Here is a 22,533-nt window from a genome sequence, read left to right on the forward strand (position 1 = left end):
GAACGTTATAGTCAACGCAGGCACCATCAGGGCTGACGTGGAAACTGACCACCTGTTATACGTCGTACATTTTAGCCGCCAAATTTCTTGCCATGAGGTTCAGCATGTCCAGCATCAGATTGAGAAATGTCACCAAACGCTTTGGTAAAACAGAAACGCTGAAAAATATCGCACTCGACATTGAGGCCGGTGAGTTTGCAGTCTTTGTGGGTCCATCAGGCTGCGGAAAATCCACGCTGCTGCGGCTGATTGCCGGGCTGGAAGAGATCAGTGACGGTGAGATTCTGATTGGCGATGAGGTGATGAATGATGTGGCACCTTCGCACCGGGGCGTGGCGATGGTGTTCCAGAGTTATGCACTCTATCCCCATATGACGGTGGCGGAGAATATTGGCTACGGACTGAAAGTGAACGGGCTGCCCAAGGCGCAGATTCAGCATCAGGTGGAGATGGTGGCGAAGACGCTGCAGCTGGGGCAGTTGCTGGATCGCAAACCTAAACAGCTCTCTGGCGGTCAGCGTCAGCGTGTCGCCATTGGTCGCGCCATCGTGCGTAATCCCCGGGTATTCATGTTTGATGAGCCACTGTCGAACCTGGATGCAGAGCTGCGCGTCGATATGCGTCTGCACATCGCTAAGCTTCATCAGGAACTGAAAACCACCATGGTTTATGTGACGCACGATCAGACGGAAGCGATGACGCTGGCCGATAAGATTGTGGTGATGAATTACGGCAAGGTGGAACAGGTCGGCTCACCGATGGAACTCTATTACAACCCAATCAACCGCTTCGTTGCGGGCTTTATCGGTTCACCTAAGATGAACTTCCTGCCCGCACGCGTGGAGCAGTGTGGCCCTGCCGGGCTGGTCGCCGTAATCAATGACGGTGAACACCGGCTGCAACTCCCCTCGCCCATCCGCCCGTTGCAGCCAGGAGATGAGATCACCCTGGGTATCCGACCAGAACAGTTGCAGATCAACGGCGATGCGCCTCTGAATATCGACTTCCACTGCGAAGTCGTTGAGCGACTCGGCAATAATACGTATCTGTTTGGTCAGAGCCACGGCCACGACGGCTTCAAGATGCTGCTGCCGGGCGATGTGCATTTCCGCCCTTATCAGACGCTGCGTCCCAGCTTCCATCCGCACCACTGCATGGTGTTTGATGCTGATGGCGCACGGATCAGCGCAGATATTGCAATGCCGCAGGTGCGCGCGGCCTGAGGTGAGTGTCTGGAGGAATGTAATAAGAGGCCGGAAACGGCCTCACACTGCTGACAAACTTAAATAAGGCTGAATCTGACAGCAACGAATAACTTATTTGCGCAGGGAACACGGGCAGAATAGGAAAGCGTCCCGCGCCATGGACGGCGCGGGCCGAGCGGCCAGGGATTGGCTCAAGCGACTTTCCGATCTGACCGTGTTCCCTTCGCAGGCTCCGTCTTACCGCTAACCAGGCTTAACGGCTTATTTACCGAGAATATTGTTAACCGCTTTCAGGTGGCCAGCCTTGTCTTTGTGATTTGAAACCACCTGAATAACGGTGAATTTCTTGTTGGCGACCGCCAGCAGAGTAGCCTGCTGCACATCGTTACCACCCATCTTGTCAGTAGCTTCGATATGATAGACCGGCAGACCATTGGCATTTTCGGTTTTCTCACTAATAACTTTGTAAGAAGGTGAGGCCTGCTTCTGCTTGTCTTTGATCGACTTCATGCCGTTAAGAAAATCAGCATCACTGGCGCCACGGGCAATCACCGGGATCTCTTCTTCGCCAATGATCAACACGCGTTTTTCCTGCTTGTTGACATACATAGTACCTGGTCCGCCGCCCGGAACAGGCTGCTTTTCATAGCCCTGCAGAGTGAAAGTCTGTTTGCCATCCAGCAGAGAGAGCGTCTGAGTCTGCGCGGCTGCGGCTGGCGCGGTCGTCGTTTCCGCGGCGGTTGCGATCATCGGGGCACTGCCAATAGCAGCAGTCAGGCAGAGGGTACCCATAATATTTAATGATTGACGTAATTTCACCGTGAACTCCTTCGTGTAGTGGATATTTCCATTTCACTGACACCCCATCGGATGTCGGCGAGGCAGAGGCGTTATCGGGTCAGGTCGTAAATAGAGATCCCTGAGCCGAGCAGTAACAGAATAATCGGCCAGTAGAGAACGGGGATAAAAAAGAAGTTGTGGGTTTTTTCGGGGGCCATCATCGGCTCGCTCTTCGTCGCCGCAGCGATTGAGTCCAGCCATTTTTCCTGCCGCAGCGCCCAGACGAAGACCGCACAAAAAAGAGCGGCAACGATGAGCGCCGCCCCTGTCGCCCATAAATGGGCAACAAAAAAACCGTCGTAGTAATAAAAATCGAGCAGCCATTTACACAGCAGATAGGCGGCAGAAATTAATAGCGCGACAAAAAACCCGACTCCGCTCCAGGCAATCATCTTTATATCCTTTAAATGTGTGGGGTTCAGGGAATTATTTTTTAAAAATTAACATATTTTTATCATTGTGGCGATATTTTCTTTGGTGTTAATATTCGCTCTGACCCGCTCAGGGCGAATCGGCCTGTTTCATTATAAAACATCTGAAGCGACCAGGGTTATTTCCTGAGGTAGTTGATGATTCCGAATCCGGCGTGCCATTAATATTGCACTCCGGGTGCGGCAGAGCTATTTGTTGCGTTGCGATATTATTTGCGTGTGAATGAATCACACCGCTGGCATCACCGTTTTTAAAAAATCGCATCGGCTGTTTCGGTGAGCAGAATTTATGCCGCTGTCATCCGTATGAAACAGTAAGGTGCCCGACAGGTTTTTGCTTAAAGCATGGAGGTTAGCATGGATCAACTCACTGAAAATAATGGAAAAGAGACTATCTCTAAAAAGTACAGTGCGAAGTGGCAGGCCCGCTTTGAATTTTTTGACCGTCATGGTGCTCCCAGTTCACCCGGCTTCAGAGAGGCATTGAAACAGCTGCCTTTCAGGCAAAAACTGAGAGTAAACATGAATTTAATTGCCTTCCTTTTCGGCCCGATTTATCTGTTTGTCCTCGGCCTGTGGAAGAAGAACATCATGCTGATTTTAATTATGATGGCTGTTTATACTATTGTGATTATCGCGTTAGCGATAGCGGGCATGGAATTTCCACGGTATCTTCAGGTCGGCCTGGGCTATGGTTTTAATGCCCTGTACGGCATGAGCACGAATTACAGTTATTATCTGAAAGAGAGAAAAGGCGATAACGGCTGGAATCCCTTTAAAGGGATGCGCTGGTAATTTTTTCAGCGCAACTGGCAAAATAGTAAATCTGGTGTAGCGACAGCAGACAGGCAGCTTTTTAAACTTCATGGTGGAGGCTGACCGAAATAAATAATGAATATTAACTCAAATTATTGCTGTCGCGGCACAACAACAGGGTGCCTGTCAGGAGAATAATCTGCTGGTAACCTGACAAGCCCATGAAATATTTTTCTGCGCCTTCAGGAACAGGTGCTGACTGGCTTATAGCACTTTGCATTAATTATCATATCGCTGAAGCTCGCAAACATGTCCCGCAAAGTGTAGCCGGGTCAAGGGTATTCTTTTAAGAATTTCCTTAAAAAGCAGCTTCCCCTTTCACTGACATATGGGATGTTATTATTTTGAAATCATTAACGGAATTGAAAAAGGGTTATCTGAAGGTATTTCTCTGGCTGCTGTTCACACTGTTTCTGGTCCCCGTGATCACCCTGGTTTTTGCTGAATATGGCAACTCGCAACTCGACCAGCAGTACACCCAGTTATTCATAAACGATGCGCAGGAGCAACATCAGGATACCGGCAAACTGCAGGCATTTTTGCAGCAGAATCCGCCGTCCAGCGTCTGTGGTCCGGTCGATGAAAATCTGCAGGATTACAAAAACGCCGTCTGCGCACCGCAATCTGAGCTGTGGCAGTTTTATATGATGGATAAAGTGGCCATCTGGACCTTGATCGGCAGCGGGGTCGTCCTGCTGATGGTATTGCTGTTCAGCGCGCTGGCCTTTAAAAGCCGCCGGGGACAGGTCATCAGTCTGGCGCTGGCCCGTAAATTTCTGATGCTGGCCTGTTCTCTGGAAGTCATGGTTCAGGGCGCCATGCTGGTCTGGCTGTCGTTCTGGGGTACTGCTTTCTTCACGCAAACCTACTATCCAAAGCTGGTGATGGCGGTCGGCCTGCTGGTGCTGGCCGGCATGTATTACATGATCAAAGGCATCTTCAAAAAACTTCCACCGGAAGAGAGTATTGAAGGCGAAGTCGTGACCCGCGAAGCTGCTCCGGCACTCTGGTCACAGATTGATATGCTGGCCGCCAGAGTCGGCACCACCCCACCCGATCATATCGTTGCGGGCATCGACACCAACTTCTACGTGACGGAAGCCCCACTGAGTGTAAACGGACACCCGCTCAGCGGTCGAAAGCTCTATGTCAGTATTCCACTGCTGCGTCAGCTCACCGTGGCGCAGGCGGATGGTGTGATGGTTCATGAGCTGACACACCTTCACGAAGGCGACACCGCCTCTGGCGCACTGCTGGGACCGAAGCTACATCGCTTTGACCTCTATATGCAGCTGATGGGTCAGAACCTGGCTACGCTGATCGTCTACTACCCGCTCTATCTCTATCGCATGCTGTTTGAGCTGGCGTGGCAGCGCAACAGCCGTGAACGTGAGTTTGTGGCGGACCGCAATGCCTCAACCCTGGTCTCCCCGGCCGCGATTATCGAATCGCTGATCAAAGTGTCGGCCTATGCAAGCTATCGCAGCGAAGTTGAACGTAACTTCTTTAATGACCGGACGCTGCACGAAAACGAACTGGGCATCAGCAAAGCTATCGCTGCCGGTCTGCCAGCGCATGTCGCCACTCCGGACTTTATCAGCATTGTCCGCGAACAGAATGTGCCGCATCCGTTTGATTCCCACCCTCCGCTGGCAGAAAGGATGCGCAACGTCGGCTACAACATCGACGAAGCCGACTATGCCACGGTCGCCGCCGATTTCCCGGCCGAGAGCTGGGTCGATCTGATGCCGGTTGCCAATGAGATCGAACAGCAGCTGTGGCAGAAATATGAACGCGACTTCTCCTCGGTGCATGAGGAGAGCCTGGCCTGGCGCTATCAGCCTGAAGGTGAGATGGAAACCGCGCTGGTACTGAAGCATTTCCCCAATGTGCCTTACACGCTGAAAGATGGCTCGCAGATTGTCATCACCTGGCAGGGCATCGTGTCGCCGAAAACCGGCGAACTGCTGGATTGGGATAACGTTAAAAACATCAACGTCATTCGTAATTTCGGCCGGGATAAGCTCTACGTGCAGCATGAGCAGCCGAACACTAAGGGCAAAAAGCGCAGTGAGATTCCCTTGCCGGGCCTGAAGAAGGAGATTGAAGCCTTCAAAAATATCCTCGGCCTGTACTGGCATCGTCATCAGACGGTCCGGGCATTACTGAAAGAAGAAGCAGAGGCAGCGGCGCAAAGCGCCTGACGCACAGCGCATCATCTATTCAGAATTTGTATTTCTGACTCAACAAATAAAGGAGCTATTGTGTTTAAAAGAGCAAGCAGGGCCCTATTACCCGGGATGCTGGTAACCGCCCTCGTAATGCCACTGGCCGCATGCGACAACAGTGATAAAGCGGATGCAAAACCGGCTCCGCAGAGCCAGCCGCAGGCCGTTGCAGAGGATACAACGGCGCAACTCACCACTAAACTGAACGCTTATGTGGGATGTTTTAACACCACCGATGGATCGGTCCGTGACAGTGCTCTGCGCTATGTAAGCTGGATTGCGAATGTTGAAAAGGGCCCCACCGGCAAGGAGCGCAGCGTCAACCTGCTGGGGGATGTCACGCCTTACGAACTGGATAAATGTACTAAAGCTATCAATGAGGCATCAAAGGCCAGCCCAAAAATGCCGGCGCTGGATGAGGCAGCCACACAGTATCTGGCGGATTTAACGGCACTGCAGCCGCTGGTTTCAGAGGCACACCTCTACTACAGTCAGGACGATTACAAGGATGATGGCTTCGCGAAAGGCAAGCAGATGCACCAGCCGCTCATGCAGGCCTTTGACCGCTTTATGAAATCCAGCGACCAGTTCGGTGCCGAAGTTGAGAAAGAGAACAATGCCCTCACCGCTGCGCAGCTCGTTGAGATTGAAAAGTCTGAGGGCCGCCATAGTCGCTACTATCGCCTGGCATTAGTCACTCAGGCTAAACAGCTGGCGACCGTGCTTACCGCATCCGCGCCCGATGTGGCGGAGATGACAAAATCGATTGATGCTTACAGTGCGCTGCTGGCTGAGGCAGGAAAGGTAACGGCCAGCGAAGCGGGCAAGCCATTAACCTGGTCCATCTTCCAGGAGAATGCAGGAACATTCCTGAAAGACTGCAAAGATCGCATGCGTCGGGTCCGCGATAAAACGCCTTACAGCACAGGGGAGCAGAGTCTGCTGAAAGGAAGCGGTAATACGGGCTGGATGGTATCGGGTTCACCGATGCGCGTTTTAAAGTCCTATAACGAACTGGTCGAGGCCAGTAACCGCCTGTAAGCTGACTGCCCGCCCCCATGAGATTCCGGGGCGGGCTGGCACAGTCCGTTAGCCTGCTAATCCCAGTGGCAAAGCCCTTGCAGCCATTCTGCAACTCGACCGGGCGGGCGAACATCTGCCCGACAAAACCGAAGCCAGCCGTCTGCAGCCTTTGCGCTGCAGCTACTATTTTCTCAAAGAGAGCCTGGATCAGGGTTACGTTCCCGCCGATGCTTACCTTTTTACCGTACTGGGATGGTGCAAGTACTTCAATATTGAACTCGATCGCTGGTCTGCGCTGGTGGCTTACAGGGCAGCGATCAATACGCGCCCTGCTGTTCAGGCGGCCTTACTGGCAGAGACGTTACAGTAAATCCGGCATCGCTTTGGCCAAAGCGGACACTGACATCCGGCTTTACCGGCTAACTGAGCAGACCTTAATTAAACGGAACCCTCTTTTTCAATGACCAGCACGCGGGCGACACCTTGCGGACGCGCAATATGTTCTGTCCCTTCGCTGGCATAGAAAATATCACCTGTGTTAAGTGTCCTGCTTTTGATCTCACCGTTTTCTTTGTATTGCATCTCAACACACCCATCCATGACAGCAAAAACCTCCTGTCCGTCATTGATGTGCCATTTATAGGGCTGATCGGTCCAGTGAAGTTTTACGCTGATATTGTCGAAGCTGGCAATGTGTTGAGCATCCCAGGCTTTAGAGCCGGTAAATGCTTTACTGCGATAAAAGTTCATCTTTTCTCTCTCAACAGACGTGATTTAACGTCATGAATAGCAGAGAACGTTAATAGGTTCTATACGCTGGCCGTCTGTTGTCCTGATTTGTCCCTGGGTTGTCCGTTTGAAGGTAAAACTGGGATGTGGGATCAGAAAACGAGGGCGGGAAATCGGGTGCGGTTTAAATCAGGGTGTTTCGATGTCTGAACCCTGTTCTTTATCAGATGATTTCCTGATGATCTCTGTGTGTGGCTAATGCTCTCTTACGGAAGATCCCAGACCCGGGACGGAGACGGTGTCCGCTTTATGCCAGAAGCGGACATGCAAAAACGCACTCCTGCCCCTGAAGTGAGCATGAATCCGATAGTCTGCATCACGTGAGCGGGCTATACAGATAAACCCGACCCAGTAATAAAGTCTATAAAACAGCGTACTCTGGGTGAGAGGTAGCGGCCTGATGGCCACACGGCGGAGAAATGCCCCTGCTTTGTACAGTACCCGTGCATCACTTCTTTAAGTTGTCCCTCTGCGAGCGCCTCGCGGACTATAAAGTCGGGCAGATAGCTGATCCCTGTTCCCGCCAGGCTCAGGCCAATGGCAGCTTCAATATTATTTACCGTCAGAACCGATGCAGCGCTGAGTGCAGCCCCGGGGCGGAGGCCGTTCAGTTCCCAGGGCTGCAGCAGACCTGTTGAGGGTAAGCGAAAAAGAATGCACCGGTGCGCCGTCAGCTCCGCAGGTGACACCGGAACGCCTTTTTCCTCCAGATAGCCGGGGCTGGCACAGAGAGTGAAGCTGAATTCACCCAGCCTTCTGGCGGCCAGCCTGGAGTCAGCCAGCTCTCCGCTGCGTATTGCCACGTCGAACCCTTCGTCAATGATATTCACCAGACGATCGCTGAAGTCGAGGTCCATCTCGACCTGCGGGTAACGTCGGTTAAATGCGGAAAGTGTGGGAAGCAGGAACCTGTAACCTGCTACAGGCAGGGAAACCCGAAGTTTTCCCACGGGCTCAGCGGCACTGTTCGTCAGCTCTGATTCGGCCTCATTGAGCTGCTCAAGAATATGCTTACACCTGACCAGTAGTGCCGCCCCTTCCGGGGTCAGAGTTACTTTTCTTGTGCTGCGATTAAAAAGCCGCACACCCAATTTATGTTCAAGTCTGGCAACGTTCTTACCGACTGCTGACGCTGAAATACCCAGCAACCTTCCAGCCTGCACAAAGCTCAATGTCTCGGCTGTCCGTACAAAAGAGGTAAGAGAAGTCAGGCTATCCATTAATTATTAACTTTATGTCTGTTCAGAAGGTAGCTGCAGTCTATTTATCTGCGCTTTTGTCCGCAATAACATCGCAGCAGTTTTCATTCATTAGCTGTCCGGATAATTAAGGTTACACCATGACATTTGCAGCCAGCACATTCTCCCGCCTCCCGGGAACTGCAGCAGCCCTGACCATTTTTATGGCGGCTACGCTTCTGCCGTTAAGTTTTACCGGGGGCGTAGTCACAACGCCCGCCATACAGCGCATGATGGGTGGCTCACCAGGAGAACTATCGTGGCTTACGAATGGATTTATGCTGACGTTCGGCAGTTTTCTGCTGACAGTAGGGATTGCAGCAGATGCCATCGGGAGAAAACCGGTTTTTCTCACTGGTGCAGTGCTGTTTTGTCTCAGCAGTATTTTAACCGTCCTCACTAACAACCTGATGATGTCAGGTATGCTCAGGTGTGTGCAGGGACTGGCAGCGGCAATGTTATTGGCCAGCGGAAGCGCTCTGATGGCCAGGCTGTATAACGGCGCTGCCCGGACTCGCATGTTCGGCCTGCTGGGCACCGTCTTTGGCGCTGGCTTATCATTCGGCCCGCTGGCGGTCGGGCTCATTACGGATATGCTCACCTGGCGCTGGGTCTATATTCTGTTTGCAGTGCTTTCAGGATGTGTGCTGCTCGCCGGTATGATGTTTTTGCCTGTATCACAGCAGAGCAGTCAATCCGCTTCAGATAAAACAGGTTTGGCATTGTTTACGGCGGCGCTGATGGGGTTTACCACTGCGATGATGCTCCTGCCCACACGCGGATTTTCATCACTTCTCACACTCGCTTTATTCCTCAGCTCTGTACTGCTCTTCGGCGGATTTATCGTGCGTTGTCTGCGCGTGAGCAATCCTGTTCTGGATATTTCACTTCTGCGAAGTCCCAGCTTTGTCGGGGCTATGCTGCTGCCGGTGGCGACCTACTATTGCTACGTTGTTCTGTTGATCATTATTCCGCTGCATTTAATGGGCGGGAATGGTTTCAGCGAGTCTCAGAGCGCGGTTTATCTTCTGGCACTCACTTCTCCGATGCTGATCTTTCCTTACTTTGCAGCCCTGCTGACGCGCTGGTTTTCACCGGCCGTGGTGTCAGCTTCAGGGCTGGTGCTCGCCTCTGCCGGATTACTTTTTCTCGGTCCGGCATTACACGGTGACAGCATAACTGTTCTTCTCTTTTCGATGCTGATAACGGGAGCAGGAGCGGCATTACCGTGGGGACTGATGGATGGACTGGCCATTTCTTCCGTTCCGGTTGAAAAGGCAGGTATGGCGGCGGGCCTGTTCAATACCGTTCGTGTTGCAGGAGAGGGTATTGCTCTTGCGGTGGTCTCCGCGTTTCTCACTAACGTGAACGATCTGAACCTTAACAAAACCGTTCACGGTTTTGCGCCACATGAGATTCATCTTGCCGCATCCTGGCTGGGAGGCGGTAATATTCAGCAGGCCATCGCACTCCTGCCCGGCGTCCCGCGCGAGGTAGTCAAGGTCAGTTATGACAATGCTTATTCATTGCTGTTTCAGGTCCTGGCTGCAATAACGTTTGTTTGTGCGATCATTGTCTGGGGCATGCTGGGCTACAAGGCTCATGATTTAGCTACGGCCAAAACTGATTCCAGAGACGAGCACATAAGATACTGACCTGAGTGCAATGTCCGCTTTGTGCCAAAAGCGGACATGCGGAGATCATTTTATTCCCACTAAGGCTTTCTGCGACGGCGATAAGATGTTGTTTGTTACATCATGATCTAAGAAAGTCGCAAAGGTAAGCAGACCTACAGGAAGCTTTCTTAAACAACATTTTCGGCCATTATGCTATGCAGAGACCTGGTTCTTATTAAGGAACATCTGCTTGTATGCAACAGGTGGCAGGACTTTCCTGTCAGGCTTCATTTTATCTCTCTGAATTATAATGCTTAGCATTTTTTGCTAAAAAATATCAGTCTTTGCGAAAAATAAATATGTACAGGTTTTTATTTTTTGTATAACTTTCCGCGCATCATCATCCGATGACATTTTAACCACTACTTTTCAGAGAGATAAAACATGCACCAGACCAGCCTTACTCCTGATACTGCGGGAGACCTAGCCCGCAATTTTACCAGTGTGCAGACACCCTCGCAGCAGGAAACGCTGGGGAGCATTGTGGTGGAAATTCTTCGCAGCGGCAGTGTTCTTAGCCGCGCGGCCATCAGCACAGCACTCGCCAGCCGGCTGGAAGCAGCAGGCAGTACGGAAGAAGAGCAGCGATGCCGCACGCTGGCTACCCTGTTTGCCAGTCGTCAGGAAGCACGCTGAACATCAGCCGCGTATTGCAGCTCTTTCGTCAGTGCTGAGGTGAGCTCCGGCAGTCGGTCAGTTATCGGCAGGTACATAAAAGCCCCCTTTACTGACATGCGGAAGCGGTATGTACAGAAACAGAATCGAAAAATTTATTGATGATGCCATCAGTGAGGCCGTGGCTTCACTGCTCAGCGAAAACGTGCCCGTATCAGGTGCAGCGCTGGCGGTGAAGCTGATGGAAATGGCCGGCAATGAAATGCGTCCAGAACGGGCAGAGGCGCTGAGGATGGCATTGCACGAGGTGAATATTGCCCTGCCTGCGGCACGCGCCATGCAGAGTCCGGAACAGCAGTTCCTGTCTGAAAACATGCCGCTGCCGGGTACCCGTCATCACTGACCAGTCAGCATGCTCCGTAAACAACCGGAGGCAGGAAGGAGCCTGCAAAGCGCCAGGGCACCGGTGTTGCCCTGAACATGGTCTATCCCGGAAGATGGGTTATGCAACTTAATACAACTGAACAAAACATACTGCAGCAACTGAATGAGCACGGCGACCGCTTCGCCGCTGAGGCAGCCGTTATCAGCAACATGCTGCAGCGTCTGAAAGCACGGGGTGGAAGGGTGCTGCGCAGGGACATGATACTGGCGCTCATAGCCGAGATAGAAAGCACCCCGGACGTTGTCAGGCTTGATGTCCTGCGATGCGCACTGGAAGTTGTCGTGTGTCCCCCGCAGAATGAGGACCACCGGTACTGACCGGAACGTCATTCATCACCCCAGATTGAGCCGCTGTCCGGCCAGTTGGAAACCGGTACCGGGGTTGAGAACAGGGCGATGGAGTTTCATTAATGTGCGCTGAAAATTTGCTGTCCAAAAAGTACTCTGCTGCGCATGCAAAAAGAAATAATACCTGTTTAGCCTACTCACGTAGAAATCAGACTTATACTCATCATGTCCTTCACCAGGGACATCTGACGGTACGCAGCGCTGCACGTATCAGGCCGCCACTGGGGAGTCTTTTTTCACCTGTGACGCAGGATGACTTGCGTAACTGAATATTTGGGCCATCCTGAAATAGTGCCGCTTCCCTGCTGAGGCTGGCGCGCTTGCCATAAAATATGAACGGTTTTTATTGTTCAGCCCGCTAAAGATGGCGGGTTTTTTTACGCGTAAAAGTGCGGAGGCAGAACTCAGGCACAACTATGTTGCCGGGCATAAGAATGAATTTCACCGCTTACGCTTGCTGTCACGGCCATATCTTTTATCATTAAGACCTGCCGGCGGCTCCGGCTTACCGTGATAAAATCAAGAGTAACTGTATTCCTCTTTGAGCCGCCTTAAGGGCGGTTTTTTTTATACCAAAATTTCTGCTGTATTAAAGGTATCTGTAGTTGACCGGCTGGTTCCTGAATGCCTGGATGGAGAATTCTGTTTATCCTACTGCAAGTACTCCAGAATTCGGGCAACGTCCGTTCTTCGCTCATATGGGACAACCATAATCACATCTCCTAACCCAAAGGAGATTGAGCATGACAACATTCCCCTGGAACAAGGGCCGTATTATTGGCCAGAAACGGCCTCTTCAGATCTCTCATATCTGGGGAATCCGTATCAGACTTGAGCTGGAAGGAAAAGTACGCGATTTAGCTCTGTTTAACATGGCTCTGGACAGTAAACTTCGGGGCTGTGATCTGGTTAAGCTAAAAGTTTCTGATGTGGCCTATGGGCATTCTGTTTCGGGCAGAGCGACAGTGCTGCAGCAAAAAACGGGAAGCCCCGTTCAGTTTGAACTGACTAAGGGAACCAGAGAGGCTGTAGCAGCGTGGAGCAAAATGGCTCATCTACGTAGTAGCGACTATCTGTTCCAGTCCCGCGTCGGTCCTTCACGACATATCTCAGCCAGGCAATATAACCGTATTTTTCATGGATGGATTGATAAGCTGGGTATCGACGAGACTCTGTACAGTACGCATTCTATGCGAAGAACCAAGCCATATCTGATCTATAAAAAAACGAAGAATCTACGAGTTATCCAGCTACTGTTAGGTCACAAAAAACTCGAAAGTACAGTCCGTTATCTCGGTATTGAAGTGGATGATGCCCTGGAGATATCTGAGTCTATCGAAGTTTAATTTGTGAGGGCTGCAACAGCAGCCCTGTGCCAGAAGCGGACATTCAATGTTGTAAATTGCTTCCAAATCACAGTCAGTCCATTTTCCAGGCATTCGGAATAACACCCATAAGACCAAATCTTAGCCTGCGTAAAGTCAGATGGGCGTTAAAATGAAGACAGCGGGAATCAAACTTCAGTTGCTAGAACGTACCTGCCAATGCTGCGAATGCAAGCAGAATGCCGGTAAGAATGTTATGAAGGAACAGGTTAAAGCTTAGTGAAGGCTTCTGTAAATCGAGGCGCCAGACCTGCCATGACATGTGCATGGCAATGACAGCCATAGCAACATAGTAAGGAGTTTTCATGCTGCTAAGCAGGCCGCCATATGACCACAATACTACCGCTGCGGCGTAAAACAGCCCAATGCTGGCCTTTCCGCGTTCCCCGAAAAGGAGCGCCGTTGATTTAATACCAATCCGCACATCATCTCTTGCATCTACGTAGGCGTAAACGGTGTCATAGCCAATCTGCCAGGCAACCGCCCCTAGCCATATCAGAACGGCATTCGGCGGGACGGCACCATTTATTTCCGCCCATGCCATCAGCATTCCCCAGTTAAACGCGGCACCCAGGACAGCCTGAGGCCAGTACGTAAACCGCTTACAGAACGGGTAAAGGATGACAAGCGGCACGACTGCCAGCGCCATCAGGCGGGTAAAAGGGGTGAGAAAATAGAGCAGGCCAGCAGCGCATAGCAGCTGAACAACAAAGAAAATTACCGCCTGAAGGGTTGAAACCTGCCCGCTTGCAAGCGGCCGGAAGCGGGTTCTTTCAACGTGTGCATCGAAGTTACGATCAGCAATATCGTTGATTGTTGAACCTGCGCTTCTCATCAGAAAAGCGCCCAGGCAGAAAACTACCATTTCCCTGGCTCCGGGCCAGCCGTGCGACGCCTGAAAAAGGGCTGCTATGCATGGGAATAAGACAAGCCAGATGCCAACCGGGCGATCAAGACGCGCCAGCCTAAGATATGGCGTGAGGGCAGGTGAAAACCAGCGTTCAACCCAGTCATTTTGTTTAATGTCGCTTAAATCATGGGGGCCTGAAGAAGTCATATTGATAAAGTCCTGAAGATGAAAGCGGTAATTTTACAGGCAACTGCGCTATGCCACTAACACTACCTTTACTCTGTCAGTCAGGGGGATTTACTCTTAAAAATATCATTTCTAACATCACATTGATGTCCGCTCATCGCTCATAGCGGATCCTGGCCTGCACAACGTCAGCTTTGTGCCAGCGGCATACTTCTAAGCAGCAATCAGTCGTTCCCGTTATTACGTGATTAAACAGATGAAAAAATCATGTTTTTACGTCAGGTATATTTATACGACCTTGAATTTATCTATGACAATATGGGCGGAATTCCAGTTTCCCTTGCGAAGATATAAATATTTTTGCTGAGCTGAACAGATAATGGCAATCCTTCGCCATGAAAATCTTAATCCTGACGATGAGCAGTCTCTTTGGCTTTCCACAAAGCGAATAGCGTAATCGCCAGCGCGAAACTGACGTACAAAGATACCCACAGCGTGCTGCCCGTCTCTTTAAATAACGTGGTGATGATCAGGGGCGCAAAACCACCGCCGACAATTCCCGCCAGGGTGTATGCCAGGGATGAACCTGCATAGCGCACATGACCAGGGAACTGCTCAGTGACAAACGCTGCCTGCGGTCCGTACATCATCGCGTGGATCAGCAAACCGCCAATCACCGCCAGCACGATCAGCACCGGATGCGAGCTATCGAGCAACACAAAGAACAGAAAAGACCAGACAACCGCCAGCAGAGCGCCGGTAATGTAAACCGGACGTCGTCCCCACTTATCTGAAAGCGCGCCAAACATCGGCACCGAAATCGCGTTACCTATTGCGCCGAGCATCGTGGCCATTAGCGCCAGCGGACGCGGTAATTGCAGCACGGTGGTGACGTAGGTCAGCGTAAAAACGACCACCAGCGCGTAAAGCACATCCGAGCCAATGCGCGATCCACCGGCAATCAATAGCTGTTTCGGATAGTTTACGAAAACCTCTTTTAACGGCGTGTGCGTGGTTTTCTCTTGTTCCTGCATTGCGACAAAGGTTGGCGTCTCTTCCACACCGCGACGCAGCCACAGGCCAAAAATTACCAGTACCAGGCTTAGCAGGAAAGGAATGCGCCAGCCCCACGCCTGAAACTGATCGGCGCTCATCATCACCGTAACCAACGTAATAAAACCAGTGCCGATCAGCGTGCCGCAGGATGGGCCAACCTGCGCAAATGACGCATTACGCCCGCGTTTATTCGCGTCGCCATGCTCCATCGATAACAACACGGCCCCTGCCCATTCGCCACCTAGCGCGATGCCCTGCACAAACCGCAGTGCGACTAACAGAACCGGGCTCCAGATGCCCCAGACCGCATAGCCCGGCAGCAAGCCCATTAACGCCGTGGTTACGCCCATAATCACCAGCGTGATGATCAACACCGCTTTGCGCCCCGCGACATCGCCAAGGTGGCCGAACACGAAGCCCCCTAGCGGACGTGAAATATAGCCTACCGCATAGGTTGAAAACGCCAGAATGGTACCGACCAGCGGATCGAAGCTGGGGAAAAAGACATGGTTAAACACCAGCGCGGCCATGATGTTGTAAACGGTAAAATCGTACCACTCGAGCGCGGTGCCAATCGAACTGGCAGCAGCCAGACGCCCGGTCTTCGATTTGGTACGCACTGCGACTGCCGCATGGTGCAGAGAATCGGTATCAGCCATGGGTCAACTCCTGTTTTGTTAACTGCCAGTTGAGAGCATAACGCTGTATATCTCCCGCAAATGCCTGTGCCGCGGCGGCAGCCAGGCGATCGCAGCACAGTGCATCGCTGCAATGAATCAGCAGCATCGGCTGCATTTTCCGATGATCCTGGCTTTCTTTCGGTAATGGCGAACTCAGGACGCTGTCTGGCATCAGCACGCTGGATGAGATGTAGCCCGGCGTCTGGCTTATTTGCTGCTGCCAGGCGCTTAGCGCGCTGTCATTGATCGCTTGCAGCGTCAACACAGCTAACTGATTGCCCGTGCCTTTGCCATGCTTGTGCACTACTGCGCTCACCCGGCGCATGGGATTCACCATTTTTTGCAGATTCTCTACCGACCATGCCGTCTGGTGCGTGAATGCGGCGTGATAATCGGCGCTGGTAAAGGCTTCCAGCGAATCGGTTTCATATAAACCGAGATATTTACGCTCAGCGTTTATTGCCTGATAGCGTGTACCGCTCAAAAATCCCGTAATCGCTACCCGCTCCTCTACATGTTCATGGTCATACCACTGGTTAAAGTCAGCCTCATCTTCAGCGCCAATGTTGGTGGCGACATACAGCATGCCGTGGGGTTTAGTCATCATCAGGATCTCCGGTTAAGGGCAGTTTCCACAGCAAGCGACCAGCTGATCAGGCTGGCGTCATCACCATGAATCGAAGCAAGGCTCAGGCCAACCGGAGCAGAACCCGGTTGGTGGCAGGGTAAAGAAAGAGCACAGCCGTCCAGCATGTTGATAATGCTGGGATTGCGCAGCATCATCGCGTTAATCTCCATATAGCGCTGCGCATCATTGAGTGACGCGATAGTGGGTGCGACAAGCGGAACAGTTGGCATCAGTAACGCATCAAAATCACTCAGCGCTGCGTTGATGCGTTGTTGCCAGGCAGCACGCTGCTGATAAAGCTCAGTGGCATCCTGCGCGGTGAGATGGCTGCCGCGCTGGATGCGCGCCAGCACCTGGGGATCGTAAGCTTCAGGTTGTGCCTGCACGGTTTTTTTATGCCATTGCCAGGCTTCATAAGCCGTGATGCCGCCACGCGCATTCATAGCGTTAAGCTCATCCAGCTCAGGCAACGTGATGTCGATAACTGTCGCACCCGCCTGCTTAAGAAGCGTGATGGCATGCTGCCAGGCCTGCGCCACATGCTGATCCAGACCATCCAGCACGCGCGTTTGCGGCACGGCAAAGCGCGCGTTACGCAGATCCAGCAACTGTAAATCCAGCGGCCGATCGGCAATGACGCTATCCAGCAACCAGCAGCTGCGCACGTCGTCCGCGATGACGCCGATGCTGTCGAGTGAGGTCGAAAGCGGTAACGTTCCCCTCTGGTTGATGCGCTCTGCCGTGGGTTTGAAGCCAGTCAGGCCACAGAGTGCAGCAGGGATTCGTACCGAACCGCCGGTATCGGTGCCAACGGCACCAAGACACATGCCCTCAGCAACCGCAACGGCCGCGCCAGAGGATGATCCGCCGGGAATACGCTGCTGCTCGCGCTGCCACGGATTGACTGGCGTGCCGTAATGTGGATTGATGCCTAAGCCCGAAAAAGCGAACTCCGTCATAGTGGTTTTACCAACGATTGCGGCGCCCGCCAGCAGCAACTTATCGACGACGCTGGCATTAGCAACTGCCACTGGCGCATCGGCCAGTAAGCGTGAACCGGCCGTGGTCACCTCTCCCTGGACATCGAACAGATCTTTAATGCTGACTGGCAGTCCATCAATGGCACTTAACGCCTGCTTCGCCTGCCAGCGAGCGTTTGCCGCGCTGCCCGAAGCTACATAGCGTTGCGTGAACACCAATGAGCCCTGTTGTTCAGGATTTTGCGCGGCCTGCAACGCGGATTCAGTAAATGCTTCGGGCAAAGCATCACCGCTCTGCAACTGCTGACTGGCTTGCCAGAGTGTGGTCATCGGCAGTCTCCTTATGCCACCACCGGCAGCGCGCCGGTGGTGTAGGCGTGTTCCAGCGTGCGATTAAGCACCGGATCGTGCAGCGCCATGCGGAATTCGCTGGATGGCCGGATGCCGCCAATTGCGCCCAGCGTGCCGCAGGACATAGCAACGCCCTCTTCCACGACACCGCCATTAAAATAGCGCGCGAGCAAATCCTGTGGTGTCAACAGTGATGCCAGCGTGCCCTGCTGATAAATGACCCATTTGCCCTGCTCTTTAATCCATGAGCTGAGTTCAAGCACATCCCAGTGTTCGGCAACGTCACTCATGCGCCACGCGGCGCTGGCGACCGGCTTGATACACGCCTGCTTAGAGAGCGCAACGCTGAAGGTTTCCAGATGTCGGTCGGTATGATCAGACGTAAGGGAAACCCACAACTCGCCGCGATGCGAGAAGACGAATGGTTCGGCTTCGCCGGAGGTATGCTCGCCAACCACTTCAAGCTGTGATTGCTGGCTGAGTTGATTAACCGCAACCCGGTAAAAAAGTGGTACTGCACCGGGAGCGGGCACACCGAGCGCTTCTAATTCACGGATATGGTGCAACACGGCTTCCCTGTCGCGGCCGGCCCAGCCAGCAATAATGAAATGTGTAACGTCCACGTTCAGTGTGGTAGCGGCTTTGTCGCCCGTTGAGAATCGCAACTGCATAAGAAAACCTCCGGTTTGAAATCACAGTGAAATTTCACAGTAATTTTAAACTAGCGATTTTCATGCCAGATTTTTGTGTAAGATGTCTCATAGGTAAAAAAAGGAACGTGGTGATGAGTGAATCAGTGGCGGAAAATGTGAACCCAGGCAGCGCAGATAAAAGCCTTTCTCTTAATGAACAAGCCTATCTGGCTTTCAGGCACAAACTCATTACGCTGCGTTACAAACCTGGCGAATACCTCAACACCGCTCAGGTTATGGACGATCTGGCGATAGGCCGTACACCGGTTAATCAGGCGGTTCATCGCCTTGCAACCGAAGGTTTACTGCAAATTATCCCGCGTAAAGGGGTAATGGTGGCGCCATTATCGATTGATGACGCGCTGGAGTTGATTGAAGTACGGCTGGTAAATGAAACGCTCTGTATTGAGCTTGGCAGCCAGAAGGTGACGGATACGCAGCTTCAGCGTCTGCGTCATCTTAATCAGCAAATTGATGAGGCGAGCCAGTTACGCAGCCGTGAACAGATGATGCTGCTGGATCGCGAGTTTCATCAGGTATTGGCTGAGATTGCCGGTAATCGTCATCTTGCTGATATCCTTAGCGTGATTCATGCACAAGCGCAGCGCTTCTGGGCCACCACACTTTCCAATGTGGCGCATATGGATGAAGTGATCGCTGAGCATAATGAAATCATTGCGGCGCTGGAATCAGGCGATACGCAACGTGCAGCCGAAGCCGCACGTGCGCATATTTTCTCATTTAAGCGCGCCTTACTTTCCGCTTAAAGGCCAGACCGCGTGCCGTCACAAGTCTGCCTTCTGACAGCGCCTGGTCAGTCCGGCGCCGGTCATTATCCTGTTGGATAGGGGGTCGAATACGCTACTGCTGCACCCTGCCACCTCGCTAAAAGCGGTCGTATGCCTGATCGATTTAGGTTTATTCATAACCAGGTTGCCTCGGGCGGCGCGCTAATGATGATTGGCGGCTAATACAGTCTTCAGGGCATCATCGGCGGCGCTCATGAGCATGATATGCCAGTCGGGAGGGTGTCGCCGGTTCGCTATCTTGCCTGGGGCAATCGTATTGAAATGGGGGCACGTTCGCTTTGTGCCAGAAGCAGACCCCGTTACCCGCCCATTGAATTAAAATCTTTCGGTAATACTTTTAGCTGTACACGGCTCCTGCTTGTCATTGAGTAATCCATTCTTTCACTAGCCCGTTCTGCCTAAACCGGATGCAATTTCTTCCGGCGTGTGTTAAGTAAATAAAAAGGTTGTATAAACGGAAGGGTGAAGATGCATATTGATGAAATTCCTGCCTATTTATTGCAGCACGACCGTTTTTATCTGACTGCGCCAGACCTGAGTCGCTCAGAAGAAATGCAACGTAAGCTAAATGAATTCAGTTCGTTTCATCATGAGTTTCTACTCTGGTCTCCTGGCTTTCATTCGTTTTCTTCGGTCAGGGATAATATGCTGGATGCAGCAGAAAACTTCCTGAATGACAGAGAAGAATATAAGTTTTTAATTATCGATCGAACGTCAGATGAGCTATCAGGTTGTATAAGCTTATTCATAAGGAATCGTGCTATTCCTTATTTCGAGATCGGCTACTGGCTTGCTACAGATGCGATGGGCAAAGGCATAATGACCGAAGCATGCAAGCTGGCTACAAAAATAGCCTCGGAATATTTTAACGCTGTAAGAATCGAAATTCGCACTGCCCGACGTAACGTGCGCAGTCAGTCTGTTGCATTAAAATGTGGGTTCAAACCTGAAGCCATATTAGCTTCTGATCGACTGGACAGCATGGGCGTGATTGACGATACCTTTATTTATAAATACAGCAGCTGATTATACCGTGGCCTGAAGCTACAAGGTCCGCTCTTCGCTCCAGCCGAACATGCTGCCAGCCTGAATGTTTATCCCTGCATAAAAAGAATCAATACCCTCAGGATTGTTTACTTTACAATGCGTGTGTAAAAACCTTAATGACTGGTGAACACGTGCACACCAACATGATTGAATACCTGAATATTTTTATACAGGTTGTTGAGCAAGGTAGCTTCACAAAAGCCGCTAATGTACTTCAGATCCATCGCCCTACCGTGAGTAAAGCGATACAGCAAATAGAGAATGATCTGGGTGTAAAACTCATTCATCGCACAACGAGGAAGCTGAGCGTTACTGCCGAAGGGGATGAGTTTTATCATCATGCCAGGCATGTTTTAGCCGAGGTTAATGACATGATGGCCAGTTTTTCATCGACTCTTCCACCGCGAGGACGACTGAGAATTGATATGCCCCTGGCGCTGTCACATGCCATATTGATTCCTCAGCTCGGGCATTTTCAGACACTGTATCCCGGAATTGAAATTGTGCTGGTTTCGTCGGATAAAAAAACTGATTTGATTACAGAAGGCGTCGATTGCCTTGTCCGCCTGGGGTCGCTTCAGGATTCAAGCTTTATATCCAGACGTCTTGGTGACATCAGAATGGTTACCTGTGCAGCCCCCTCTTACCTGCAGCAGCATCAGCGGCCGGAAACACTTGCAGATCTGGATAAGCATCGGGCAATTAATTTTTTCAGCGGCCACAGCCGTGAAGTCATGGAATGGAAGTTTATCAACAACGGGAATATTGTTTCGTTGCGTCCTGCAAGCAGCATACTCGTTGATAACTCCGATATTCTGCTTTCCTGTGGACTGGCTGGGCTGGGTATTATCCAGGCGACCTTTGATGCCGTTGCTCCCCATATTGCTTCTGGTGCTCTTGAAGAGATTCTGACGCAATACCCATCGGTGTCAAAGCCGGTGTCAGTTTTGTATCCGGACAGGCGCTACCTTTCTCCAAAAGTTCGTGTCTTTATCGACTGGTTTAGTCATGTGCTGGCCTCACAGCGCCACTGAAGCAGACTGATTGTTAATGGATAATTAATACTGAAGTTCTCTGCAGCCTGTTTTTGGTGCGCTGATAACAATGTAGATTGGCCACAAATGATTCCGGCATTCCTTCAGTATTATTCTGAAGGTGTGCCGTTAACTGACGGGAGCTGAATATGTCTAAAATGGTTACCTTTAATCGCACCGGTGGTCCGGAAGTGCTGGAAGTTCTTGATATAAACGTTCCTGCGCCAGCAGCGGATGAAGTGCAGATTCGCGTACATGCGATTGGTCTTAACCGTGCAGAAATCATGTACCGCAATGGCCAGTATGTCATTGAGCCGGAATTTCCGGCACGTCTTGGTTATGAAGCGGCTGGCATGGTTGAGGCCGTGGGTGAGCATGTTGAAGAGTTTGCCAGCGGAGATCGGGTAAGCGTTATACCTTCATTTATGTTTAGTGAATACGGCATGTACGGCGAACTGGTCAACGCACCGGTGCATGCTGTCGTGAAGCATCCTGAAAACCTTTCCTTCGAGGAGGCCGCTGCAAGCTGGATGATGTATGTCACCGCTTATGGTGCGCTGGTTGAATATGGAAACCTTCAGGCTGGTCAGAATGTCGTGATCCGCGCAGCATCAAGCAGCGTGGGCCTGGCTGCCATACAGATAGCCAACATGCTGGGTGCAAAACCCATCGCACTCACGCGTACCTCTGAAAAAAGCGAGATGCTCCTGAAAGCTGGTGCAGCAATTGTTATTGCTACTGCGGAGCGGGATATAGTTGCTGAAATTAATAGTGCAACAGAGGGCACGGGCGCACATATTGTTTTTGATCCCGTGGGTGGCCCGGATGTCGCAAAACTGACCCAGGTTATGGCGCCGCAGGGCATGTTTTTCCAGTATGGCGCGCTCGATAGCCGTGACATGCTTGTGCCTGTATTTGATATTCTCGGTAAGCATCTCACTTTGCGTGGATATGAGCTGTTTGAAATCACGATGGACTCTGAAAAATTGGCACGCGCAAAATCCTTCGTCTCTGAAGGTTTACGTATCGGTAAGCTGAAACCGGTAATCGATAAGACGTTCCCGCTCGAAGAGATTGCAGACGCACAGCGTTATATGGAAGCAAATGGTCAGGTAGGGAAAATCGTCGTGACCGTTAAGTAATCTCTACCGCAGTGTTTTATATCTGTCAGCTGCAGCCTGG

The 22,533-nt window shown here is 51.6% G+C and carries 22 protein-coding genes and 1 pseudogene; 14 read left to right on the forward strand and 9 right to left on the reverse strand.

Annotated elements, in window-relative coordinates; genetic code table 11:
- Positions 1 to 104: 104 nt before the first annotated feature.
- On the forward strand, positions 105 to 1,223 hold the full coding sequence (locus tag EGO56_RS20910) for an ABC transporter ATP-binding protein (RefSeq protein WP_135910931.1): 1,119 nt from the start codon (positions 105 to 107) through the stop codon (positions 1,221 to 1,223).
- Positions 1,224 to 1,466: 243 nt separating this feature from the next.
- Here the strand turns inward: EGO56_RS20910 and EGO56_RS20915 are convergent, their stop codons facing one another.
- Together EGO56_RS20915 and EGO56_RS20920 are read right to left on the reverse strand one after the other, a co-directional pair.
- Positions 1,467 to 2,024, reverse strand: a complete 558-nt coding sequence (locus tag EGO56_RS20915; protein WP_135910932.1) for a hypothetical protein — start codon at positions 2,022 to 2,024, stop codon at positions 1,467 to 1,469.
- A gap of 71 nt (positions 2,025 to 2,095) precedes the next feature.
- Positions 2,096 to 2,437: a hypothetical protein gene (locus tag EGO56_RS20920; protein ID WP_135910933.1), complete on the reverse strand. Its 342-nt coding sequence runs from the start codon at positions 2,435 to 2,437 to the stop codon at positions 2,096 to 2,098.
- A 396-nt stretch (positions 2,438 to 2,833) separates the two neighbouring features.
- On the opposite strand from EGO56_RS20920, the gene EGO56_RS20925 reads away from it, so the two are divergent.
- From EGO56_RS20925 to EGO56_RS20940, 4 genes and pseudogenes are all read left to right on the forward strand, one after another.
- Positions 2,834 to 3,271: a DUF2628 domain-containing protein gene (locus EGO56_RS20925; protein ID WP_135910934.1), complete on the forward strand. Its 438-nt coding sequence runs from the start codon at positions 2,834 to 2,836 to the stop codon at positions 3,269 to 3,271.
- Between the two features lie 347 nt (positions 3,272 to 3,618).
- Positions 3,619 to 5,496, forward strand: a complete 1,878-nt coding sequence (locus EGO56_RS20930) for a M48 family metallopeptidase (protein WP_135910935.1) — start codon at positions 3,619 to 3,621, stop codon at positions 5,494 to 5,496.
- Between the two features lie 117 nt (positions 5,497 to 5,613).
- A complete protein-coding gene (locus EGO56_RS20935; RefSeq protein ID WP_238349034.1) occupies positions 5,614 to 6,561 on the forward strand; it encodes a YiiG family protein in 948 nt (315 codons plus the stop codon).
- Positions 6,562 to 6,763: 202 nt separating this feature from the next.
- A pseudogene (locus tag EGO56_RS20940) lies at positions 6,764 to 6,913 on the forward strand (glutathione transferase GstA); the annotation flags it as partial.
- 68 nt (positions 6,914 to 6,981) lie between these two features.
- On the opposite strand, the gene EGO56_RS20945 reads toward EGO56_RS20940, so the two are convergent.
- Together EGO56_RS20945 and EGO56_RS20950 are read right to left on the reverse strand one after the other, a co-directional pair.
- Positions 6,982 to 7,293, reverse strand: a complete 312-nt coding sequence (locus tag EGO56_RS20945; RefSeq protein ID WP_095708028.1) for a cupin domain-containing protein — start codon at positions 7,291 to 7,293, stop codon at positions 6,982 to 6,984.
- Positions 7,294 to 7,661: 368 nt separating this feature from the next.
- The gene (locus EGO56_RS20950) at positions 7,662 to 8,552 is read right to left on the reverse strand and encodes a LysR family transcriptional regulator (protein ID WP_135910937.1); all 891 of its coding nucleotides are present in this window, start codon (positions 8,550 to 8,552) and stop codon (positions 7,662 to 7,664) included.
- A gap of 119 nt (positions 8,553 to 8,671) precedes the next feature.
- Here EGO56_RS20950 and EGO56_RS20955 point away from each other — a divergent pair, with 119 nt between their 5' ends.
- The 5 genes from EGO56_RS20955 (at position 8,672) to EGO56_RS20975 (ending at position 12,999) form a co-directional block, all read left to right on the forward strand.
- Positions 8,672 to 10,225, forward strand: coding sequence for an MFS transporter (locus EGO56_RS20955; protein WP_238349035.1), 1,554 nt, complete (start codon positions 8,672 to 8,674; stop codon positions 10,223 to 10,225).
- Positions 10,226 to 10,630: 405 nt separating this feature from the next.
- Positions 10,631 to 10,882, forward strand: a complete 252-nt coding sequence (gene ycgZ / locus EGO56_RS20960) for a regulatory protein YcgZ (RefSeq protein WP_135910938.1) — start codon at positions 10,631 to 10,633, stop codon at positions 10,880 to 10,882.
- Positions 10,883 to 10,991: 109 nt separating this feature from the next.
- Positions 10,992 to 11,264, forward strand: a complete 273-nt coding sequence (locus tag EGO56_RS20965) for a hypothetical protein (RefSeq protein ID WP_135910939.1) — start codon at positions 10,992 to 10,994, stop codon at positions 11,262 to 11,264.
- A gap of 101 nt (positions 11,265 to 11,365) precedes the next feature.
- A complete protein-coding gene (locus tag EGO56_RS20970) occupies positions 11,366 to 11,623 on the forward strand; it encodes a biofilm development regulator YmgB/AriR family protein (protein WP_135910940.1) in 258 nt (85 codons plus the stop codon).
- 773 nt (positions 11,624 to 12,396) lie between these two features.
- A complete protein-coding gene (locus EGO56_RS20975; RefSeq protein WP_135910941.1) occupies positions 12,397 to 12,999 on the forward strand; it encodes a site-specific integrase in 603 nt (200 codons plus the stop codon).
- A 181-nt stretch (positions 13,000 to 13,180) separates the two neighbouring features.
- Here the strand turns inward: EGO56_RS20975 and ubiA are convergent, their stop codons facing one another.
- The 5 genes from ubiA to EGO56_RS21000 form a co-directional block, all read right to left on the reverse strand.
- On the reverse strand, positions 13,181 to 14,095 hold the full coding sequence (ubiA, locus tag EGO56_RS20980; RefSeq protein WP_135910942.1) for a 4-hydroxybenzoate octaprenyltransferase: 915 nt from the start codon (positions 14,093 to 14,095) through the stop codon (positions 13,181 to 13,183).
- Between the two features lie 383 nt (positions 14,096 to 14,478).
- Positions 14,479 to 15,789, reverse strand: a complete 1,311-nt coding sequence (locus tag EGO56_RS20985; protein WP_135910943.1) for an MFS transporter — start codon at positions 15,787 to 15,789, stop codon at positions 14,479 to 14,481.
- Positions 15,782 to 16,417, reverse strand: coding sequence for a DUF4286 family protein (locus tag EGO56_RS20990; RefSeq protein ID WP_185948888.1), 636 nt, complete (start codon positions 16,415 to 16,417; stop codon positions 15,782 to 15,784). Before EGO56_RS20990 ends, EGO56_RS20985 begins: the two co-directional genes overlap by 8 nt.
- Positions 16,417 to 17,748 carry an amidase gene (locus EGO56_RS20995; protein ID WP_135910944.1) on the reverse strand — a complete coding sequence of 444 codons (1,332 nt, stop codon included), beginning with the start codon at positions 17,746 to 17,748 and terminating at the stop codon, positions 16,417 to 16,419. Before EGO56_RS20995 ends, EGO56_RS20990 begins: the two co-directional genes overlap by 1 nt.
- 11 nt (positions 17,749 to 17,759) lie before the next feature.
- Entirely contained in the window at positions 17,760 to 18,440 is a 681-nt protein-coding gene (locus EGO56_RS21000) for a DUF2848 domain-containing protein (protein WP_135910945.1), read from the reverse strand.
- Positions 18,441 to 18,553: 113 nt separating this feature from the next.
- Between EGO56_RS21000 and EGO56_RS21005 the strand changes: the two genes are divergently transcribed.
- The 4 genes from EGO56_RS21005 to EGO56_RS21020 all read left to right on the forward strand — a co-directional run bounded on the left by EGO56_RS21005 (position 18,554) and on the right by EGO56_RS21020 (position 22,493).
- Positions 18,554 to 19,228 (forward strand): GntR family transcriptional regulator, encoded by a 675-nt coding sequence (locus tag EGO56_RS21005; RefSeq protein ID WP_095708018.1) that lies wholly within the window; start codon positions 18,554 to 18,556, stop codon positions 19,226 to 19,228.
- Between the two features lie 510 nt (positions 19,229 to 19,738).
- Positions 19,739 to 20,296: a GNAT family N-acetyltransferase gene (locus EGO56_RS21010; RefSeq protein WP_135910946.1), complete on the forward strand. Its 558-nt coding sequence runs from the start codon at positions 19,739 to 19,741 to the stop codon at positions 20,294 to 20,296.
- A 164-nt stretch (positions 20,297 to 20,460) separates the two neighbouring features.
- A complete protein-coding gene (locus EGO56_RS21015) occupies positions 20,461 to 21,351 on the forward strand; it encodes a LysR family transcriptional regulator (protein WP_135911045.1) in 891 nt (296 codons plus the stop codon).
- A gap of 149 nt (positions 21,352 to 21,500) precedes the next feature.
- Positions 21,501 to 22,493: a zinc-dependent alcohol dehydrogenase family protein gene (locus EGO56_RS21020; RefSeq protein WP_135910947.1), complete on the forward strand. Its 993-nt coding sequence runs from the start codon at positions 21,501 to 21,503 to the stop codon at positions 22,491 to 22,493.
- Positions 22,494 to 22,533 lie beyond the last annotated feature (40 nt).

Origin of the sequence: Pantoea vagans, from assembly GCF_004792415.1 — a bacterium.
Taxonomy (GTDB): domain Bacteria; phylum Pseudomonadota; class Gammaproteobacteria; order Enterobacterales; family Enterobacteriaceae; genus Pantoea; species Pantoea vagans.

Excerpts from the sequence above, each read along its gene's own strand:
- EGO56_RS20910 (WP_135910931.1), top strand. The coding sequence starts at position 105 with ATGTCCAGCATCAGATTGAGAAATGTCACCAAACGCTTTGGTAAAACA.
- EGO56_RS20920 (WP_135910933.1), bottom strand. The coding sequence starts at position 2,437 with ATGATTGCCTGGAGCGGAGTCGGGTTTTTTGTCGCGCTATTAATTTCT.
- EGO56_RS20925 (WP_135910934.1), top strand. The coding sequence starts at position 2,834 with ATGGATCAACTCACTGAAAATAATGGAAAAGAGACTATCTCTAAAAAG.
- EGO56_RS20935 (WP_238349034.1), top strand. The coding sequence starts at position 5,614 with ATGCCACTGGCCGCATGCGACAACAGTGATAAAGCGGATGCAAAACCG.
- EGO56_RS20945 (WP_095708028.1), bottom strand. The coding sequence starts at position 7,293 with ATGAACTTTTATCGCAGTAAAGCATTTACCGGCTCTAAAGCCTGGGAT.
- EGO56_RS20950 (WP_135910937.1), bottom strand. The coding sequence starts at position 8,552 with ATGGATAGCCTGACTTCTCTTACCTCTTTTGTACGGACAGCCGAGACA.
- EGO56_RS20955 (WP_238349035.1), top strand. The coding sequence starts at position 8,672 with ATGACATTTGCAGCCAGCACATTCTCCCGCCTCCCGGGAACTGCAGCA.
- ycgZ (WP_135910938.1), top strand. The coding sequence starts at position 10,631 with ATGCACCAGACCAGCCTTACTCCTGATACTGCGGGAGACCTAGCCCGC.
- EGO56_RS20965 (WP_135910939.1), top strand. The coding sequence starts at position 10,992 with ATGTACAGAAACAGAATCGAAAAATTTATTGATGATGCCATCAGTGAG.
- EGO56_RS20970 (WP_135910940.1), top strand. The coding sequence starts at position 11,366 with ATGCAACTTAATACAACTGAACAAAACATACTGCAGCAACTGAATGAG.
- EGO56_RS20975 (WP_135910941.1), top strand. The coding sequence starts at position 12,397 with ATGACAACATTCCCCTGGAACAAGGGCCGTATTATTGGCCAGAAACGG.
- ubiA (WP_135910942.1), bottom strand. The coding sequence starts at position 14,095 with ATGACTTCTTCAGGCCCCCATGATTTAAGCGACATTAAACAAAATGAC.
- EGO56_RS20985 (WP_135910943.1), bottom strand. The coding sequence starts at position 15,789 with ATGGCTGATACCGATTCTCTGCACCATGCGGCAGTCGCAGTGCGTACC.
- EGO56_RS20990 (WP_185948888.1), bottom strand. The coding sequence starts at position 16,417 with ATGATGACTAAACCCCACGGCATGCTGTATGTCGCCACCAACATTGGC.
- EGO56_RS20995 (WP_135910944.1), bottom strand. The coding sequence starts at position 17,748 with ATGACCACACTCTGGCAAGCCAGTCAGCAGTTGCAGAGCGGTGATGCT.
- EGO56_RS21000 (WP_135910945.1), bottom strand. The coding sequence starts at position 18,440 with ATGCAGTTGCGATTCTCAACGGGCGACAAAGCCGCTACCACACTGAAC.
- EGO56_RS21005 (WP_095708018.1), top strand. The coding sequence starts at position 18,554 with ATGAGTGAATCAGTGGCGGAAAATGTGAACCCAGGCAGCGCAGATAAA.
- EGO56_RS21010 (WP_135910946.1), top strand. The coding sequence starts at position 19,739 with ATGCATATTGATGAAATTCCTGCCTATTTATTGCAGCACGACCGTTTT.
- EGO56_RS21015 (WP_135911045.1), top strand. The coding sequence starts at position 20,461 with ATGATTGAATACCTGAATATTTTTATACAGGTTGTTGAGCAAGGTAGC.
- EGO56_RS21020 (WP_135910947.1), top strand. The coding sequence starts at position 21,501 with ATGTCTAAAATGGTTACCTTTAATCGCACCGGTGGTCCGGAAGTGCTG.